The sequence below is a fragment of the Micromonospora sp. NPDC050795 genome (genome assembly GCF_044456785.1).
Taxonomy (GTDB): Bacteria; Actinomycetota; Actinomycetes; order Mycobacteriales; family Micromonosporaceae; genus Micromonospora.
Map to the genome: position 1 here is coordinate 52,372 of NZ_JBITGE010000029.1, position 16,040 is coordinate 68,411.

Genomic DNA, 16,040 nt, shown 5'->3' on the forward strand with positions numbered 1-16,040 from the left:
GGTCTACCCGCCGTCGACCGGCGCGTCGTCGCGCCCCAGCTCCCAGAATGCGACCGCCGCCGCGGCGGCGACGTTCAACGAGTCCACGCCGCGCCGCATCGGAAGGACCACCCGCACGTCACTGGCGGCCTGCGCCGCAGCGGTGAGGCCCGGCCCCTCGGCGCCGAGCAGCAACGCCGCCCGCTCACGCTGCGCCGGGGTCAACCGCTGCATCGGTACGGCGTCCGGCGCGGGCGTCATCGCGAGCACCGTGAAGCCGGCCTCCCGCACCTGATCCAGGCCCGCGGGCCAGCGGTCGAGTTTCGCGTACGGCATGGCGAAGACCTCACCCATGCTGACCCGGACGCTGCGCCGGTAGAGCGGGTCGGCGCAGGTCGGCGACAACAGCACCGCGTCGACACCGAGCGCGGCGGCCCCCCGGAAGATCGCGCCCAGGTTGGTGTGGTTGTTCACGTCCTCCAGGACGACGACCCGGCGCGCGGTGGCGAGCACCTCGGCCGCCGTCGGCAGCGGCCGGCGGTGGAACGACGCCAACACCCCCCGGTGTACGTGGAAACCGGTGGCCCGTTGCAGCACGTCCTGGGTCGCGGCGTAGACCGGGGCGTCGCCGGTGTCCAGGTCGGCCAGCTGGTCGGCCCGCTTGGCGTCGACCAGGTACGACCGGGCCGGGTAGCCCGCGCGCAGCGCCCGGCGCAGCACCAGCTCCCCCTCGGCGATGAACAGGCCGTGCGGTGGTTCCCAACGGGTGCGCAGCTCGACGTCGGTGAGCGCCCGGTAGTCGGCGATCCGGTCGTCGTCGGGGTCGGTGATCTGGTGGACGGGCACCCGACGATTCTGCCGGACGCGGAGCAGCGCGCTCCGAGGCCCGCCCGACGAGGTGTTTTGTCCGAAGAAGAAGGGGAATGACCGGCAGACAACGGACGTGACGGGAAGGACCAGCCAGGTGAGCGCAGACGACACCACCCCGGGCGAAGTGGGCACCCTGCCCCGGCGTCCGACCGTCGCGGACCACATCGTGTCGCGACTGTTCAGCTGGGGCGTGCACCGCTACTTCGGCTACCCGGGCGACGGCATCAACGGCCTCACCTCCGCGCTGCAACGCACGAATGGACGAGCCCAGTTCATCCAGGTCCGCCACGAGGAGACCGCCGGCTTCGCCGCCTCCGCACACGTCAAGTACGGCGGCGGCCCACTGGGCTGCGCGCTGGTCACCAGCGGGCCGGGCGCCATCCACCTGCTCAACGGCCTGTACGACGCGAAGCTCGACCACCAACCGGTGATCGCTCTGGTCGGGCACACCGCGACCACCGCCGAGGGCGGCGGCTACTACCAGGAGGTCGACCTGCTCGCCCTCTACAAGGACGTGGCGGCAGCGTTCCTGGCCCAGCTCGACAACCCCGCACAGGTACGCCACCTCGTCGACCGGGCGTGCCGCACGGCGCTGGCCCGGCGTACCGTCACCGCACTGATCCTGCCCCTCGACATCCAGGACGAGCCGGCTGTCCCGAACCCGCCCCACGCGCACGGCTACTACCAGACCAGCAACGCGCCGAGCACAACGCCCACAATGCCACCGGAGGCGGACGTACGCCGGGCGGCCGAGGTCCTGCGCGGCGGGCAGCGGGTGGCCATGCTGGTCGGCCAGGGTGCCCTCGGCGCACGCGACGAGGTCCGCGAGATCGCCGATCGACTCGGGGCCGGAGTGGCCACCGCACTGCTCGGCTTCACCGCCGTCGACCACCGCGAGCCGTGGGTGACCGGCGCGATCGGGCTGCTCGGCACCCGACCGAGCTGGCAGCTGATGAGCGGCTGCGACCGGCTGCTGATCGTGGGCAGCAACATGCCGTACTCGGAGTTCTACCCGCAACCCGGGCAGGCCCGCGCGGTCCAGATCGACCTGGACGGCACCCAGCTCGGGCTGCGCTACCCGACGGAGGTGAACCTGACCGGCGACGCCCGCCCCACGCTGCGGGCCTTGCTGAACGAGCTGGGCCCCGGCCCCGGACCGACCGCCTGGCGGGCGGAGGTCACCGAGGCCACCTCGGCGTGGCGTCGGGTGCAACACGACCTGGCCGAACAGGCCGCCGACCCGGTCAACCCGCAGTTGCTCTTCCACACCCTGAACGAACGGCTGCCCGACGACGTGCTGCTCGCCGTCGACTGCGGCACCACCACCGCCTGGTACGCCCGACACATCCAGGTACGCCCCGGCATGCTGGCCAGCCTCTCCGGCACGCTGCTGTCCATGGGCGGCGCCATGCCGTACGCGCTGAGCGCCAAGTTCGCCCACCCGGACCGGCCGCTGGTCGCGCTGATCGGTGACGGCGCCATGCAGATGAACGGCGTCAACGAGCTGATCACCGTGGCGAAGTACTGGCGCAGCTGGGCCGACCCGCGCTTCGTGGTGCTGGTGCTCAACAACCGGGATCTGGCGTTCGTCAGCTGGGAACAGCGCTCCACCGAGGGGACGCCGATGTTCCCGGACAGCCAGCAGTTGCCGGACATCGCCTACCACCAGTGGGCGGAGGTGCTCGGGCTGCACGGCGAGTTGATCGACTCACCGGATCAGGTGCGCGACGTCTGGGACCGGGCGCTCACCGCCGACCGGCCAGTGGTGATCAACGCCCTGGTCGACCCGGCGGAGCTGATGCTGCCACCGCACTTCACCGTCGAGCAGGCCCGCAAGACCGCCGCGGCGGTGCTACGCGGCGACACCGACTGGGCCGGAATCATCCGCCGCGGCCTCCCCGCCACCCTGGCCAGCTACCGCCCCCGCCGCCGAGACCGCTAACCCCCGGCCTGACTCCCGCGATCTTGCACTTTCTGCGCCGACAAAACCGGGCGAATGGGCTATTCCGGCAACCGAAAGTGCAAGATCGCGGGAGTCGGGCTGGGGCGGGGCGGGGGCGGGGCGGGGCGGTGGTCAGCCTCGGCGGTCCAGCCAGCGCTGGAGGGCTGAGCGGGGGTCCTCGGTGGTGGGGTCCTCTCGACGGTTCGGGACCGCTGGGCGCTCGACCGGGCGGTGCGGGTCGCCGGCCAGCTCATGGCTCGGTGCGACGAACGCCTTCTCCGGTTGGCCCTTCACGGCGGTGGCGATGACCCGGGCCACCGCGTCGATCACCTTGGTCTGCACCGCTGACCCCACCGAGTCGGCCGGGTCGTCCGGGTTCGCGGCGATACCGGCGACCGCGACCTGCGGGGTGAAGCCGACGAACGTCTCGGTGGAGTTCTGCTCCGAGCTACCCGTCTTACCAGCCACCGGTCGGCCGTCGAGGATGTCGTTCACACCGGTGGCGGTGCCGCCGTTGCACTGCCCGAACGCCGACTGCTGACCCACCGGGCAGCGCGCCGCGTCGGTAGCGGCACGGGCGACGTCCGCGTCGAGTACCCGCTTGCAGGACGGCTGCCCCACCGGCACCTTCGTGCCGTCCGCGCCGGTCACCGAGACCACCGGCACCGGCGTGCAGTAGGTGCCCTCGGCGGCCACCGTCGCGTACGCGTTGGCCAGGTCGAGCGGGGTGGTGGCCGCCACTCCCAGAGTGAACGAGCCCCAGTTCGCGGCGTTGTTCTTGGCGAAGGCCGCGTCCGAGTCGGCGCGGAACGTGATGCCGAGCCGCTGCGCCATCTGGACCACCTTGTCCTGGCCGACCTGCTCGGCCAGCCAGACGAAGTAGGTGTTCACCGAGCGACCGAAGCCGTCCCACATCATCCGGTACCCGTCCATCCAGTCCGGGTTGGCGTTCGCCGGGCACCAGTGACCGTCACAGCTGCCCGGCCCTTCGGCGGGGTACCGGGTGGGCAGCTTGGCGGGCGCGTCGAAACCGGTGGAGAGGGTACGGCCCGACTCCAGCGCGGCGAGCATGGTGAACATCTTGAACGTGGAACCCGCCTGGTATCCGTCGACGCTGGCTCCGCCGGAGATCAACGGGTTGACGGTGTTCGGGTAGTTCGCCTGCCCGGCCGGGTTGTCGGCGAGGCTGTAGTGCCTGTTGACCGCCATCGCCAACACCCGCCCGGTACCGGGCTGGACCGCCGCGATCGGCAGGGCGCGCTTGTTGTCGTACCCGTAGACCTTTGTGGCCTGCTGTTGCGCGGTGGCCTGGATCTTCGGGTCCAGCGAGGTGACCACGGTGTAGCCGCCCGAACGCAGTGCCTGCTCGCGCTCCGCGACGGTCGCCCCGAAGGCCGGCTGGGTCAGCCACCACTGGCGCAGGTAGTCGCAGAAGTAGCCCCAGTCGTCGTGGCCCTGGGAGACGGCGGTGCAGCCGTTGGGCTGGGCGGTGGGGTGCAGAGCGAGGGGCTCGGCCTTGGCCTGGGCGGCCTGTGCTGCGGTGATCGTGTTGGTGGCGACCATCGAGTCGAGCACGTACGACCGGCGGGTCAGCGCCTCGTCCTTGTCGCCGCTGATCGGGCTGTACGCGTCCGGGGACTGCACCAGACCGGCCAACAGGGCCGACTCGGCGAGGGTCAACTGGGCCGGAGGCTTGCCGAAGTACCGCTGGCTGGCCGCCGCGATCCCGTACGCGCCGGAGCCGAAGTAGGCGATGTTCAGGTACCGGTCGAGAATCTCGTCCTTGCCGAGGTTCTTGTCCAGCGCGCTCGCGTACCGGATCTCCTGGATCTTGCGGCCCACTGTGGGATCGGTGGCGGCGGCGCGCTCCTCGGCGGTGCGGGTGGGGTCTGTCTTGAGCACGTTACGGACGTACTGCATGGTCAGCGTCGAGCCGCCCTGCTCGGTGCCGCCACCCTTGACGTTGGCCACCAGCGCCCGGGCCAGGCCGCGCAGGTCCGCACCACCATGGTCGTAGAAGCGCCGGTCCTCGGCCGCCACGATCGCCTGCCGCATGACCGGAGCGATCTCCGACAGGGGTACGTCGGTGCGGTTCACGTCGTAGAACGTGGTGATCAGCGTCTTGCCGTCGTTGGCGTAGAGGTACGAACGCTGCGGCGTGGCCGGGGTCTTCAGCGAGGCCGGCAACGCGGCGTACGACCCGAGCGCGGAGCGTGCGGTGAGCCCGAGCAGCAGGTTGCCCGGCAGTGCGGCGACTGCCAGGACGAGCCCGGCCAACACGCCGGCGAGCAGCACGGTGAACAGCCGCGACAGCGGCGAGCGAGGGGCGGCCATGCTCCCCAGGATTGCCACGAAAGCCGCCAACCGACCACCCCCACAGCCGGATTGTCAGCAACTTCACGGCCCCCCACCAGCCAATCCCCTGCCCCCGCCCCCACCCCCACCCCCGCCCTAGTGATCATGAGGTTGGCGGGTGAATCGATGATCGATGCACCCGCCAACCCCATGATCACCGAGAAGGGCCGAGGGCCGGGCGCGGGCGCGGGCCGGGCGGCCGACTCTCGTTGACCATGAAGTTATTGCCAGGACACGCCGAGGGCGAGCGCAACAACTTCATGATCAACGGGCGGGAGGCGGGAGGCGGGAGGCGGGAGGCGGCGGGCGGGAGGCGGGACCCGGGGGCAGCGGGGGGTTAGGGGTTTGGGGTGCTCAGGCTGGCGGAGGCGGCGTCTCTGGCGGTTTCGCGGGGCATCAGGCGACCGGAGCGGTAGCCGATGCCGATGCCGGCGATCAGCACGAAGATCGCGCCGAAGGTCTGCAACGAGCCGATCAGGGCACCGCCGAGGCCGAGCAGCGGCGCGGCGATGATCAGCATGACGCCGTCGCCGAGGCTGAAGGTGCCCGAGCGGGCCACCGCCCACCCGGTGAGGAACCAGCCCGCGCTGTAGAACGTCGCGCCGAGCAGGACCAGCGACCGCGCGGTGGCGCCGAAGACCGGCGTCTGCTCCTCGAACCCGGCGAACGGCAGCATCAGCACGGTGCCGGCGATGCTGACCAGCAACCCGGCGGCGGCCACCCGGCGGCTGCGGGTCGCGGCCAGCAGCCCGGTGAGGGCCAGCAGCGCGAGCAGGCCGAGCCAGACCGCGGCCACCCAGCCGATCAGGTAGACCGCCCGGCCGTCGGCCGGATAGGGGTCGTTGCCCACCCCTCCGTCGCTGGCCATCGCCACCGCGCCGTAGAGGATGGCGTACGCGGGCAGCAGCCAGACCGCCGCCCGTGCGAACCGGCGCACCGACCAGGCCCAACTGGCGTTCGTGGCGGGGGCGCCCGGGGTCGGCTCGCCGACGAAGGGCAGTACGCCGAACCCGCCACCGTTGCGTCGGGAGCCCAGCGGGGCGACCGGGTCGTGCGCGCCGGGCACCGGGGCCGAGGACCACATCCGCTTCGCCGGATCCTTCATGCGTCACCTCGCTCGTCGTCGAGCGGTGCACCGACGCGCCGGGGCGCCCCGATTGCCTGGTCACCACCCGTCCTAGGACCGATCGTGGCAGGCGTCGGAGCGCCCCATGAGTCTTTCTCGTATTTAGCCGACCGGGCGGCCGGCGTACCGGATCAGCCGCGCTCGCGCTGGTCGGCCGGGTCCTCGACGAGGCTGGTCGGCGACACCGGCTCCGGTGCGGGCAGCCCCTGCCGCCCCTTGCCGCCGGTGGCCTGCGCCTCGGCGACGCGTACCTCGTCGTGGATCTGCTGGGCGGCGTCCGCCGCCGCCTGCGCCGCCTCCGCGGCCTCTCGCTCGACCTGGCTCGCCTGGTCCGCGGCCTCCGGCGCGGGCAGATCCCCCACCATCTGGCTCAGCCCACCGAGCGCGCCACCCATGCCCTCCAGGGCCTTGGTCAGCTCGGCCGGGACGATCCAGACCTTGTTGGCGCTGCCCTGAGCGATCTGCGGAAGAGCCTGGAGGTACTGGTAGGCCAGCACCTTCTGGCTCGGGTTGGCCTGGTGGATCGCGTCGAAGACCGTACGGATCGCCTTCGCCTGACCCTCGGCCTGCAGGATGCGGGCCTGCCGGTCACCGTCGGCCCGCAGCACCGCCGACTGCTTGTCACCCTCGGCGGTGAGGATCACCGACTGCTTGTGCCCCTCGGCGGTCAGGATCGCCGCACGGCGGTCCCGCTCGGCGCGCATCTGCTTCTCCATCGAGTCGCGGATGCTGGCCGGCGGCTCGATCGCCTTGATCTCGACCCGGGTCACCTTGATGCCCCAGCGGCCGGTGGTCTCGTCCAGCACACCCGAGAGGTGCCTGTTGATCTCGTCCCGGCTGGTGAGCGCCCGCTCCAGATCGAGCGAACCGATCACGTTACGCAGCGTGGTGACGGTCAACTGCTCGATGGCCTGAAGGAAGCTGGAAATCTCGTAGGTCGCCCGAACCGAGTCGACCACCTTGAAGTAGAGAACCGTGTCGATCGAGACCACCAGGTTGTCCGAGGTGATCACCGGCTGCGGCGGGAAGCTGACCACCTGCTCCCGCATGTCGACCTTGGTACGGACCGCGTCGATGAACGGCACCAGCAGGTTGAGGCCGGGGCTGAGGGTGCGCTTGTACTTGCCGAGCCGTTCCACCACGTCCTGGCGTTGCTGCGGCACGATCCGCACCGCCTTGGCCAGCGTTATCACGGCGATCAACGCCACCGCGATCACCACCACCCCGATTAAGGTCATCCCGTTCACCCTCTCGATTCCGGCAGCTCGCCGGCGGAAGAAACATCGTCCTGCCACACCAGGGCGGTAGCGCCCCGGACCTTTATCACCCGAACCCGTTGACCGGGGTCGTAGACCTGTGTCGTGTCGTACGACCGGGCGCTCCACAACTCACCGTCGATCTTGACGAGACCCTGCTCGGCGTCCACCCGTTCCAGCACCAACGCCGTGGAGCCCTCGATCGCCTCCACGCCGAACGGCTGCTCGCCACTCTCCAGCGCGGAGCGGCTGTGCCGCCGGATGACCGGTCGGACCACCACCAGGCTCAAGGCCGACACCACAGCGAAGACCAGCGCCTGCACGGCGACCGGCGCGCCCAGGGCGGCCGCGCCGGCGGCAGCGAACGCGCCGGCCCCGAACATGATCAGAAATAGCGTCGTCGTGAAGATCTCGGCGACGGCCAGCAGCACACCCAAAACGATCCACACCACGGCGTCCACCCCCCGATCGTGACACGCAAATGCACGCGCGGCCTCCCCGCGAAGATCAGTAGGCTCGGCGGGACCCTTTTCCGGCCCGTCAAAACACCACGAATCGGCGGCCCGACCCGAGGAGATCCCGTTGACCCTGCTACCCGAGACCGCCCGACAGATCGACACCCGGGTCGCCCAGGCACAGGCCGACGGTCACACCCCGTCGCTGGTGCTGGGCGTGGTCCGCGACGGCACGCTGGCGCATGTGGCCGTCGCCGGCGAACACCCCCGCCCGGACGTCGACCTGCAGTACCGGGTGGGCTCGATCAGCAAGACGATGACCGCCACCCTGATCATGCAGGTGCGCGACGCCGGCCGACTGGCTCTGGACGACCGGCTGGAGCAGCACCTGCCCGGCACCGGTGTGGGCGCGCTCACGGTGCGCCAACTGCTCGGCCATGCCAGCGGCATGCAACGCGAACCCGAGGGCGACTGGTGGGAGCGGGCGGCGGGCGTCGATCTCACCACCCTGCTCGCCGAGGTCGACGCCGGCAAGATCGCTTACCCGCCGCACCGCGCGTACCACTACTCCAACCTGGCGTACGGGTTGCTCGGCGGGTTGCTCGAACGGCTCACCGGGAAACCCTGGGCCGACCTGCTCGACGAACGGATCCTCACCCCGCTGGGCCTGCGCCGCACCACCTACGCGGCCACCGAGCCGTACGCCCCCGGCTACGTCGTCCATCCCTGGCACGGCACCCTGCGCGAGGAACCCCGTACCGACACCGGCGCCATGGCCCCCGCCGGACAGCTCTGGTCGACGATCGAGGACCTCGGCCGCTGGGCCGCGTTCCTGGCCGACCCCGACCCGTCGGTGCTGGCCGCCGAGACGCTGACCGAGATGTGCGCCCCCGTGGTGATCAGCGACCTCGACTCCTGGACCGGCGGGCACGGCCTGGGCCTGGAGCTCTACCGCGACGGCGAGCGGGTGTACGTCGGGCATGGCGGCTCGATGCCCGGGTACGTGGCCGCCCTCATGGTGCACCGACCCAGCCGCACCGCCGTGGTCGGCTTCGCCAACTCGTACGGCTTCCCGATCACCGGGCTCGGCCGTCAACTGCTGACCATGGTGCTGGACGCCGAGCCGGTGCTCCCGCAGCCGTGGCGACCGGCCACCGCCGCCCCCGATGCGGGGTCGGCCGAGCTGACCGGTCGCTGGTGGTGGATGGGCACCTCGCTGGACCTGAGCTGGGACGCGGGTGACCTGGTGGCCCACGTACGCGGTGAGCGGGTGAGCCGGTTCACCGCCGAGGGGACGGACCGCTGGCGGGGACGTTCCGGCCCGGAGAACGGCGAAATCCTGTCGGTGCTGCGCGACGACAACGGACGGGCACTGGCGGTCGACATCGCCACGTTCGTCTTCACGCGCAGCCCGGACGAGGTTCCCTGACCGGCCGCCGGCCGCCGGGAGTCGGGAGTCGGGCGGTCAGGCCGGCTCGGTGACGAAGTCGATGAGCCGTTCCATGGCGTTGATCAGGGGGGTCTCCACGTCGGCGAAGCTGTTCACCCGGGACAGGATGTGCCGCCACATGTCGGCCGGCTCGGCCACCCCGAGGGCCGCGCAGACCCCCTCCTTCCACGGCCGCCCCGGCGGCACCACCGGCCAGGCCGCGATGCCCAACGCGGCAGGCTTGACCGCCTGCCACACGTCCACGTAGGGATGCCCGGTCACCAGCACGTGCGGCGAGTTCACCCGGGCGACGATCCGGCTCTCCTTGCTGCCCGGCACCAGGTGGTCGACGAGCACGCCGAGCCGTCGGGTCGGGCCGGGGCCGAAGTCGCGTACCTCGGCGTCGAGGGCGTCGATGCCGTCCAACGGCTCGACCACCACGCCCTCGATCCGTAGGTCGTCACCCCAGATCCGCTCGACCAGCGCGGCGTCGTGGATGCCCTCCACCCAGATCCGGCTGGCCTTCGCCACCTGGGCCTGCACGTTATCCACGGCGACCGAGCCGGACGCGGTCCGGCGGCGGGCCGTCGGCACCGTCGCCCGGGTCGGGCGGCGCAGCGTCACCGGGCGGCCGTCGAGCAGGAACGCCGCCGGCAGCAGCGGGAAGTTGCGCCGTCTACCGTGCCGGTCCTCCAACACCACCGCGCCGGCCTCGAAGCCCACCACCGCTCCACAGAACCCGGAGTCGGCATCCTCGACCACGAGATCCGGTTCGGCGTCCACCTCGGGGGTGATCTTGCGCCGTCGCCAGTCGCCCGCCAACACGTCCTCGCCGTATCGCCCCGCCATGTCGATCACGCTAGACCCAGCCCGCTCCCACCCCACCCCCGACACACCGCCCCGCCCACCCGACCCCCAACGCCTCCACGTCAGCCGCCACCCACCGCTGTCGATCATGCAGTTGTGGTGCTCCACGAAACGGTCACAACAGGTGCCTGTCACCCACCACCGCTGCATGATCGACGCGACCCGGGGCGCGGAGACAGGGGCGGGCCGGAACGGGGATCGGGGCGAACAGGGCAGTTGGGGGCAGGCCGGGCGACCGGAGCGGCAGCCGAGACAGGGCCGGTCGTGACCACGTACCCTTTCGGCATGTCCACCCCCGCAACGGGCGCGGTCACACTCGCGCCACGCCGGTCCAGCCGGTTCGTTGCCTGGGTGCGCGCGTGGCGCGCCGGGTTGGTGCCCTTCGACGAGGTCGCCGACGCCATCGCCGGCGACGAGGAACACCTCGTTGCGGACGCCCCGGGCACCTGGACCGACGTTCCGCTGGGTGCCGCGCTGCCCACCCTGGCCAAGCTCTCCCCGGACGAGATCCGCCTGGTGCTGCCCGCGCCGGGCGACCCGAGGGGTCTGCCCGGCCCCGGCGACTTCGCCGGTGCGGCGCTGGTCACGGGTGAGGCGGTGGTCGCCGGCGAGCTGGGGTTGATCCCCCAGGTGCGGCTGCACACCTCCGGCTCGGGAGACTGTTTCGAGACCGTGCTCTGGCGGGTCTACCCGCTGCCGGCCAACGCCCCCGCCGCGTCACTCTCGTTGCCTGGCGCCGCCGAGGCGGAGGCCGAGTTGGCCGCCGCGCTGGCCGAGACGACAGCCGTGCTGACCCGCCTCGACGTCGCCCAGTGGCGGCCCGAGCTGGCTGGCGCGCTGGCCGCGCTCCGCCGCCCGGACGGCACCACCGATCTCCCCCCGGGCTTCGACCCGCGAGCCCGCCGGCTCTTCGCCCGGGCCGCGGTGCTCGACCGGGTGCTGGCGTTGGCCGGGCACGCCGCCCCGGGCGGCGCCATCAACAACTACGAGGCGCAGCAACGGGACGCGGCACTCCGCCCCCTGACCGCAGCCTGCCGGCAGGCGCTGGTGGCCGCCTGCAACGCCCCCCTGCGCCCCTGACCGACGCTGGCACGAGACAGCGGCGGCGAGGGGCGACCGGGGCAGGTCAGATCTCGTCGAGCAGGTCCGCGACCGAGTTGATGATCCGCGACGGGCGGTACGGGTAACGCTCCGCCTCGGTGCGGCTGCTGATCCCGGTGAGCACCAGGATGGTCTCCAGCCCCGCCTCCAGGCCGCACAGGATGTCGGTGTCCATCCGGTCACCGATCATCGCGGTGCTCTCCGAGTGGGCGTTGATGGTGTTGAGCGCCGAGCGCATCATCATCGGGTTGGGCTTGCCGACGAAGTACGGCTCGACCCCGGTCGCCTTGGAGATCATGGCGGCGACCGAGCCGGCGGCGGGTAGCGCGCCCTCCACGGACGGGCCGGTCACGTCGGGGTTGGTGCAGATGAACCGGGCGCCGTCGTTGATCAGGCGGACGGCCTTGGTGATCGCCTCGAAGCTGTAGGTGCGGGTCTCGCCGAGCACCACGTAGTCGGGGGCGAAGTCGGTCAGCACGTAGCCCACGGCGTGCAGGGCCGTGGTCAGCCCGGCCTCACCGATGACGTACGCGGTGCCACCCGGGCGCTGGTCGGCGAGGAACTGGCCGGTGGCCAGGGCGGAGGACCAGATCGACTCCTCCGGCACGTCCAGCCCCATCCGGCTGAGCCGGGCCGTCAGGTCCCGCGGGGTGTAGATCGAGTTGTTGGTCAGCACCAGGAACGGCTTGCCGGAGGCGCGCATCCGGTTGATGAACTCCGGCGCGCCGGGCACCGGCTGGCCCTCGTGCACCAGCACGCCGTCCATGTCGGTCAGCCAACTCTGCACGGGCTTACGGTCATGCATGATGATCCTCAGAGGTCAGGGGCGACGGGTCGGCACGCAACAGACGGTGGGGCAGGTGTCCCACATGGGCAGCTGGCCCAGGCGGCGGCGCAGCTGCGCGCCGTCCGGGTCGGTCCGCTCGGTGACCAGCTCACGCACCATGGTCACGAAACGCGGGTCGGTGCCCGGCGTACCGGCCCGGACGAAGTCCAGGCCGAGCTGCTTCGCCGTCTCCAGCGCTTCGGTGTCCAGGTCCCACACGACCTCCAGGTGATCGGAGACGAACCCGATCGGGCTGACCACCACACCGGTGGTGCCGCCCTGCGCGAGGGCGGCCAGGTGGTCGTTGATGTCCGGTTCCAGCCACGGAACCTGCGGCGGGCCGGAGCGGCTCTGCCAGACCAGGTCGTACGCCAGGTCGGGGGCGGCGGCCGCGGCGACGAGCCGGGCGGTCTCGTGCAGCTGCGCCTCGTACCGGCCGCCGTGCGGGCCGGCGTTGGCCGCCATCGAGTTGGGGATGGAGTGGGCGGTGAAGACCAGCCGGGTGGTGTCCCGCAACGCCGGGTCGAGCTGGCTCAACGCCGCCCGGACCGCGTCGACGTGCGGCTCGACGAAGCCGGGATGGTCCCAGAACTGACGCAGCTTCTCGATCACCGGGGCATCCGAGCCGACGGCGGCACGCGCGGCGGCGATGTCCTCCTGGTACTGCCGGCAGGAGGAGTAGCCGCCGTACGCGCTGGTGACGAAGGCCAACGCCCGGGTGACCCCGTCGTCGCGCATCCGGGTCACGGTGTCGGCGAGCATCGGGTCCCAGTTGCGGTTGCCCCAGTAGATGGGCAGGTCGACACCGTGCGCGGCGAAGTCGGCGCGGACGGCGGCCAGGAGGTCCCGGCACTGCTGGTTGATCGGGGACACCCCACCGAAGTGCTGGTAGTGCTCGGCGACCTCGGCCAGCCGCTCAGGAGGCACACCCCGGCCCCGGGTCACGTTCTGCAGGAACGGCATCACGTCCTCGGGCCGCTCGGGCCCGCCGAAGGACACCAGCACCACCGCGTCGTACGACATGGGGTCATTCTTGCCCCTCGGCCGGAACGCCCCGGCGACGCCCCCTGGTCCGGACGCGTGGATCACGCGGACGGCGACCAGGGGGCGTCGCGGGGAGCGTCAGGAACCGATGGCGTGGTAGCCGCCGTCGACGTGGACGATCTCGCCGGTGGTGGCCGGGAACCAGTCGGAGAGCAGCGCCAGGCAGGCCTTCGCGGCGGGCTCCTGGTCGTTGAGGTCCCAGCCCAGCGGGGCACGCTCGACCCAGGCGCCCTCGAACTGGTCGAAGCCGGGGATCGACTTCGCGGCGATGGTACGCAGCGGCCCGGCGGCTACCAGGTTGCTGCGGATGCCCTGCTTGCCCAGGTGCAGCGCCAGGTAGCGGGAGGCGGACTCCAGGCCGGCCTTGGCCACGCCCATCCAGTCGTAGACCGGCCACGCCTTCGTCGCGTCGAAGGTCAGGCCGACCACCGCGCTGCCGGGCGACATCAGCGGCAGCGCCGCCATGGCGAGGGACTTGTACGAGAAGGTGGAGACGTGCAGGGCGGTCGCCACGTCCTCCCAGGGCGCGTCGAGGAAGCCGCCGCCCAGGCAGCTCTGCGGGGCGAAGCCGATCGAGTGCACGACACCGTCGAGGCCGTCGACGTGCTCGCGGACCCGGTCGGCGAGGCTGGCCAGGTGTTCGGTGTTGGTGACGTCCACCTCGATGACCGGCGCGGGCTCGGGCAGCCGCTTGGCGATCCGCTCGACCAGGGACATCCGGCCGAAGCCGGTGAGGACGACCTGCGCGCCGTTTTCCTGAGCGAGCTTCGCCACCGAGAAGGCGATCGAGGCGTCGGTGATGACACCGGTGACGAGCAGCCGCTTACCGGCGAGCAGTCCGGACATCGCTGATTTCCTCCGTAGTAGTCAAAGGGTTAGTGGCCCATGCCGAGGCCGCCGTCGACCGGGATGACGGCGCCGGAGACGTACCCGGCGCTGTCGGACGCCAGCCAGGTGACCACGTCGGCGACCTCGTCCGGGCTGGCCATGCGGCCTGCCGGGATGGACTTGAGGATCTCCGCTTTGCGGTCGTCGGTGAGGCCGGCGGTCATGTCGGTGTCGATGAAGCCGGGCGCCACCACGTTCGCGGTGATGTTGCGGCTGCTCAGCTCCCGGGTGATCGAGCGGGCGACGCCGACGAGGCCGGCCTTGCTGGCGGCGTAATTGACCTGCCCGGCGCCGCCGGCGAGGCCGACCACCGAGGAGATGAAGATCATGCGACCCCACTTGGCGCGGAGCATCTTGCCGGAGGCCCGCTTCGCGACCCGGAACGCGCCGGTGAGGTTGGTGTCCACCACGTCGGTGAACTGCTCCTCGGTCATCCGCAGCAGCAGCGTGTCGGCGGTCATGCCGGCGTTGGCGACCAGCACCTCGACCGGCCCCAGCTCGGCCTCGACGGCGGCGAAAGCGGCGTCGATCGAGGCGGCGTCGGTGACGTCGGCGCGAACGCCGAACAGCCCTTCAGGCGCCTCGCCGCTGCGGTGGGTGACCGCCACCCGGTCGCCCTGCTTGGCGAAGGCCTGCGCGATGGCCAGGCCGATCCCCCGGTTACCCCCGGTCACCAGCACGGTGCGAGCCACTGTTCCCCCTTGCGATGGTCAGCACGGACGCGTCGGAGCCTAGGCGTTACCGGCAGGTAAGCGCTAACGGGAGTCGCGTCACACTGGGGTACGACACCGGGATCAACCCCTGGTGGCACGCCTCGTGACGGCGTCGGCCCGTAGCCTCCCGGTGGTGAACCGGCATCCGATCGCGGTGGCCCTGCGGGCCCTGTGGCAGACAGTGCTCGGCCCGGACGCCCGGCCCGAACGACCGCACACGCCGACGGGCGGCTGGACGGCCGGCGGGCGGGCGGCACGTTGGCGGCCGGTGGGGCGGTCGCGCTGGCGGCGCTGGTGGCGCTGGGCTACCCGGTGAGCGCGGTCGGCGTACCCGGAGCCGGGGTGTCCAACCTGAACCCGCCGTCGTTGCTGGCCGTGGCGTTGGCGGTGACCCAGGTCGGGCTGGGGCTGCTCGCCCGGCCGGCACTGCACCGGCTGCTGACCCGACCGCTGCCGGGCCGGGCGGTGACCGAGGTGAACCGGTCCGCCGTCCGGATCTACCTGTGGCACCAGCCGGTACTGGTGGCGGTGACCGCGCTCACCGCCCGCGGCGGGCTGGCCCTGCCCGGCCTGCACACCGCCCCGGACAGCCCGGGGTGGGTGCTGGCGCGCTGCTGCTGGCTGCCGTTGCTCGCCGTGGTGCTGCTCACCGTGGTGCGGGCGGGTCAGCCGAGGCCGTTTCAGCGAGGCGTACGCGCTGGTGGCGGGTGGCGTCGCCAACCGGGCGGTGGAGGGGCTGCCGACCGGTCGGCCGAGTGCGTCCCGTCGGCACCGCAGGTGTACGATCATCGACGTTCCGGCCCGCCCGACTTGCAGGAGGTGATCGCTGTGCGAGATAGCGATCCTCCCAGTCGTGGCCGGGCCGATGGTCAGTCCCGCTGAGCCACGACTCAGTCTGGTGAGCTGACCCCGCTCCGCTCCCCACCACGTCGGCAACTGCCGAGGTGAGTGTGCCGCACCGCCCGATCCTCGGGCGGTCGCCGGGAGCCGCCCGGTCACGACTTCGTGTGCGCGTCCCCACCCCCTGCGGTCCGCCCCCGCACGCGGACCGTCCAGCCGCCACCCGGAGCCGTCATGAGCCGCTACGTCGCCCCGCTGGGCTTCACCCTCGCCGCCGTCTGGGTGGCCATCGTCTTCGTGCTCGCCGGTGGCGGTCACTGACCGTTCCGGGCCGGCAGCTCGCGCTGCC

General features: G+C 71.8%; 15 protein-coding genes. 5 read left to right on the forward strand and 10 right to left on the reverse strand.

Translation table 11 applies throughout. The features are described from left to right. Positions 1-3: 3 nt before the first annotated feature. A complete protein-coding gene (locus tag ACIBEF_RS23780; RefSeq protein ID WP_396795388.1) occupies positions 4-852 on the reverse strand; it encodes a TrmH family RNA methyltransferase in 849 nt (282 codons plus the stop codon). 91 nt (positions 853-943) lie between these two features. On the opposite strand from ACIBEF_RS23780, the gene ACIBEF_RS23785 reads away from it, so the two are divergent. Then, entirely contained in the window at positions 944-2,791 is a 1,848-nt protein-coding gene (locus tag ACIBEF_RS23785; RefSeq protein WP_396795353.1) for a thiamine pyrophosphate-requiring protein, read from the forward strand. A gap of 132 nt (positions 2,792-2,923) precedes the next feature. Here ACIBEF_RS23785 and ACIBEF_RS23790 read toward each other — a convergent pair whose 3' ends face one another. The 4 genes from ACIBEF_RS23790 to ACIBEF_RS23805 form a co-directional block, all read right to left on the reverse strand. Continuing rightward, complete coding sequence (locus tag ACIBEF_RS23790; RefSeq protein ID WP_396795354.1) at positions 2,924-5,125, reverse strand: transglycosylase domain-containing protein; 2,202 nt, start codon at positions 5,123-5,125, stop codon at positions 2,924-2,926. A gap of 358 nt (positions 5,126-5,483) precedes the next feature. Then, the gene (locus ACIBEF_RS23795; protein WP_396795355.1) at positions 5,484-6,251 is read right to left on the reverse strand and encodes a hypothetical protein; all 768 of its coding nucleotides are present in this window, start codon (positions 6,249-6,251) and stop codon (positions 5,484-5,486) included. 152 nt (positions 6,252-6,403) lie between these two features. Further along, positions 6,404-7,510, reverse strand: a complete 1,107-nt coding sequence (locus ACIBEF_RS23800; RefSeq protein ID WP_238672666.1) for an SPFH domain-containing protein — start codon at positions 7,508-7,510, stop codon at positions 6,404-6,406. Positions 7,511-7,515: 5 nt separating this feature from the next. Then, entirely contained in the window at positions 7,516-7,989 is a 474-nt protein-coding gene (locus tag ACIBEF_RS23805) for an NfeD family protein (protein ID WP_091403880.1), read from the reverse strand. A gap of 121 nt (positions 7,990-8,110) precedes the next feature. Between ACIBEF_RS23805 and ACIBEF_RS23810 the strand changes: the two genes are divergently transcribed. Then, positions 8,111-9,412 carry a serine hydrolase domain-containing protein gene (locus ACIBEF_RS23810; protein ID WP_396795356.1) on the forward strand — a complete coding sequence of 434 codons (1,302 nt, stop codon included), beginning with the start codon at positions 8,111-8,113 and terminating at the stop codon, positions 9,410-9,412. Positions 9,413-9,448: 36 nt separating this feature from the next. Here the strand turns inward: ACIBEF_RS23810 and ACIBEF_RS23815 are convergent, their stop codons facing one another. Then, positions 9,449-10,261 carry a DUF3097 domain-containing protein gene (locus ACIBEF_RS23815; RefSeq protein WP_396795357.1) on the reverse strand — a complete coding sequence of 271 codons (813 nt, stop codon included), beginning with the start codon at positions 10,259-10,261 and terminating at the stop codon, positions 9,449-9,451. A gap of 303 nt (positions 10,262-10,564) precedes the next feature. Here ACIBEF_RS23815 and ACIBEF_RS23820 point away from each other — a divergent pair, with 303 nt between their 5' ends. Further along, positions 10,565-11,359 carry a hypothetical protein gene (locus tag ACIBEF_RS23820; protein ID WP_396795358.1) on the forward strand — a complete coding sequence of 265 codons (795 nt, stop codon included), beginning with the start codon at positions 10,565-10,567 and terminating at the stop codon, positions 11,357-11,359. A gap of 46 nt (positions 11,360-11,405) precedes the next feature. Here ACIBEF_RS23820 and ACIBEF_RS23825 read toward each other — a convergent pair whose 3' ends face one another. The 4 genes from ACIBEF_RS23825 to fabG all read right to left on the reverse strand — a co-directional run bounded on the left by ACIBEF_RS23825 (position 11,406) and on the right by fabG (position 14,830). Then, a complete protein-coding gene (locus ACIBEF_RS23825) occupies positions 11,406-12,185 on the reverse strand; it encodes an HAD-IIA family hydrolase (RefSeq protein WP_091403868.1) in 780 nt (259 codons plus the stop codon). Between the two features lie 15 nt (positions 12,186-12,200). Beyond that, positions 12,201-13,229 carry a ferrochelatase gene (locus ACIBEF_RS23830; RefSeq protein ID WP_396795359.1) on the reverse strand — a complete coding sequence of 343 codons (1,029 nt, stop codon included), beginning with the start codon at positions 13,227-13,229 and terminating at the stop codon, positions 12,201-12,203. 99 nt (positions 13,230-13,328) lie between these two features. Continuing rightward, positions 13,329-14,096 (reverse strand): enoyl-ACP reductase FabI, encoded by a 768-nt coding sequence (gene fabI, locus ACIBEF_RS23835; protein WP_396795360.1) that lies wholly within the window; start codon positions 14,094-14,096, stop codon positions 13,329-13,331. 29 nt (positions 14,097-14,125) lie between these two features. Further along, complete coding sequence (fabG, locus tag ACIBEF_RS23840; protein ID WP_396795361.1) at positions 14,126-14,830, reverse strand: 3-oxoacyl-ACP reductase FabG; 705 nt, start codon at positions 14,828-14,830, stop codon at positions 14,126-14,128. Positions 14,831-15,022: 192 nt separating this feature from the next. Here fabG and ACIBEF_RS23845 point away from each other — a divergent pair, with 192 nt between their 5' ends. Next, on the forward strand, positions 15,023-15,733 hold the full coding sequence (locus ACIBEF_RS23845; RefSeq protein ID WP_396795362.1) for a hypothetical protein: 711 nt from the start codon (positions 15,023-15,025) through the stop codon (positions 15,731-15,733). A 123-nt stretch (positions 15,734-15,856) separates the two neighbouring features. After that, entirely contained in the window at positions 15,857-16,012 is a 156-nt protein-coding gene (locus ACIBEF_RS23850) for a hypothetical protein (protein ID WP_396795363.1), read from the forward strand. The last annotated feature ends 28 nt before the right edge of the window (positions 16,013-16,040 follow it).

What these genes read in the sequence shown, in the direction of transcription:
- ACIBEF_RS23790 (WP_396795354.1), bottom strand. Translation starts at nt 5,125, where the DNA reads ATGGCCGCCCCTCGCTCGCCGCTGTCGCGGCTGTTCACCGTGCTGCTC.
- ACIBEF_RS23795 (WP_396795355.1), bottom strand. Translation starts at nt 6,251, where the DNA reads ATGAAGGATCCGGCGAAGCGGATGTGGTCCTCGGCCCCGGTGCCCGGC.
- ACIBEF_RS23800 (WP_238672666.1), bottom strand. Translation starts at nt 7,510, where the DNA reads ATGACCTTAATCGGGGTGGTGGTGATCGCGGTGGCGTTGATCGCCGTG.
- ACIBEF_RS23815 (WP_396795357.1), bottom strand. Translation starts at nt 10,261, where the DNA reads ATGGCGGGGCGATACGGCGAGGACGTGTTGGCGGGCGACTGGCGACGG.
- ACIBEF_RS23820 (WP_396795358.1), top strand. Translation starts at nt 10,565, where the DNA reads ATGTCCACCCCCGCAACGGGCGCGGTCACACTCGCGCCACGCCGGTCC.
- ACIBEF_RS23825 (WP_091403868.1), bottom strand. Translation starts at nt 12,185, where the DNA reads ATGCATGACCGTAAGCCCGTGCAGAGTTGGCTGACCGACATGGACGGC.
- ACIBEF_RS23830 (WP_396795359.1), bottom strand. Translation starts at nt 13,229, where the DNA reads ATGTCGTACGACGCGGTGGTGCTGGTGTCCTTCGGCGGGCCCGAGCGG.
- fabI (WP_396795360.1), bottom strand. Translation starts at nt 14,096, where the DNA reads ATGTCCGGACTGCTCGCCGGTAAGCGGCTGCTCGTCACCGGTGTCATC.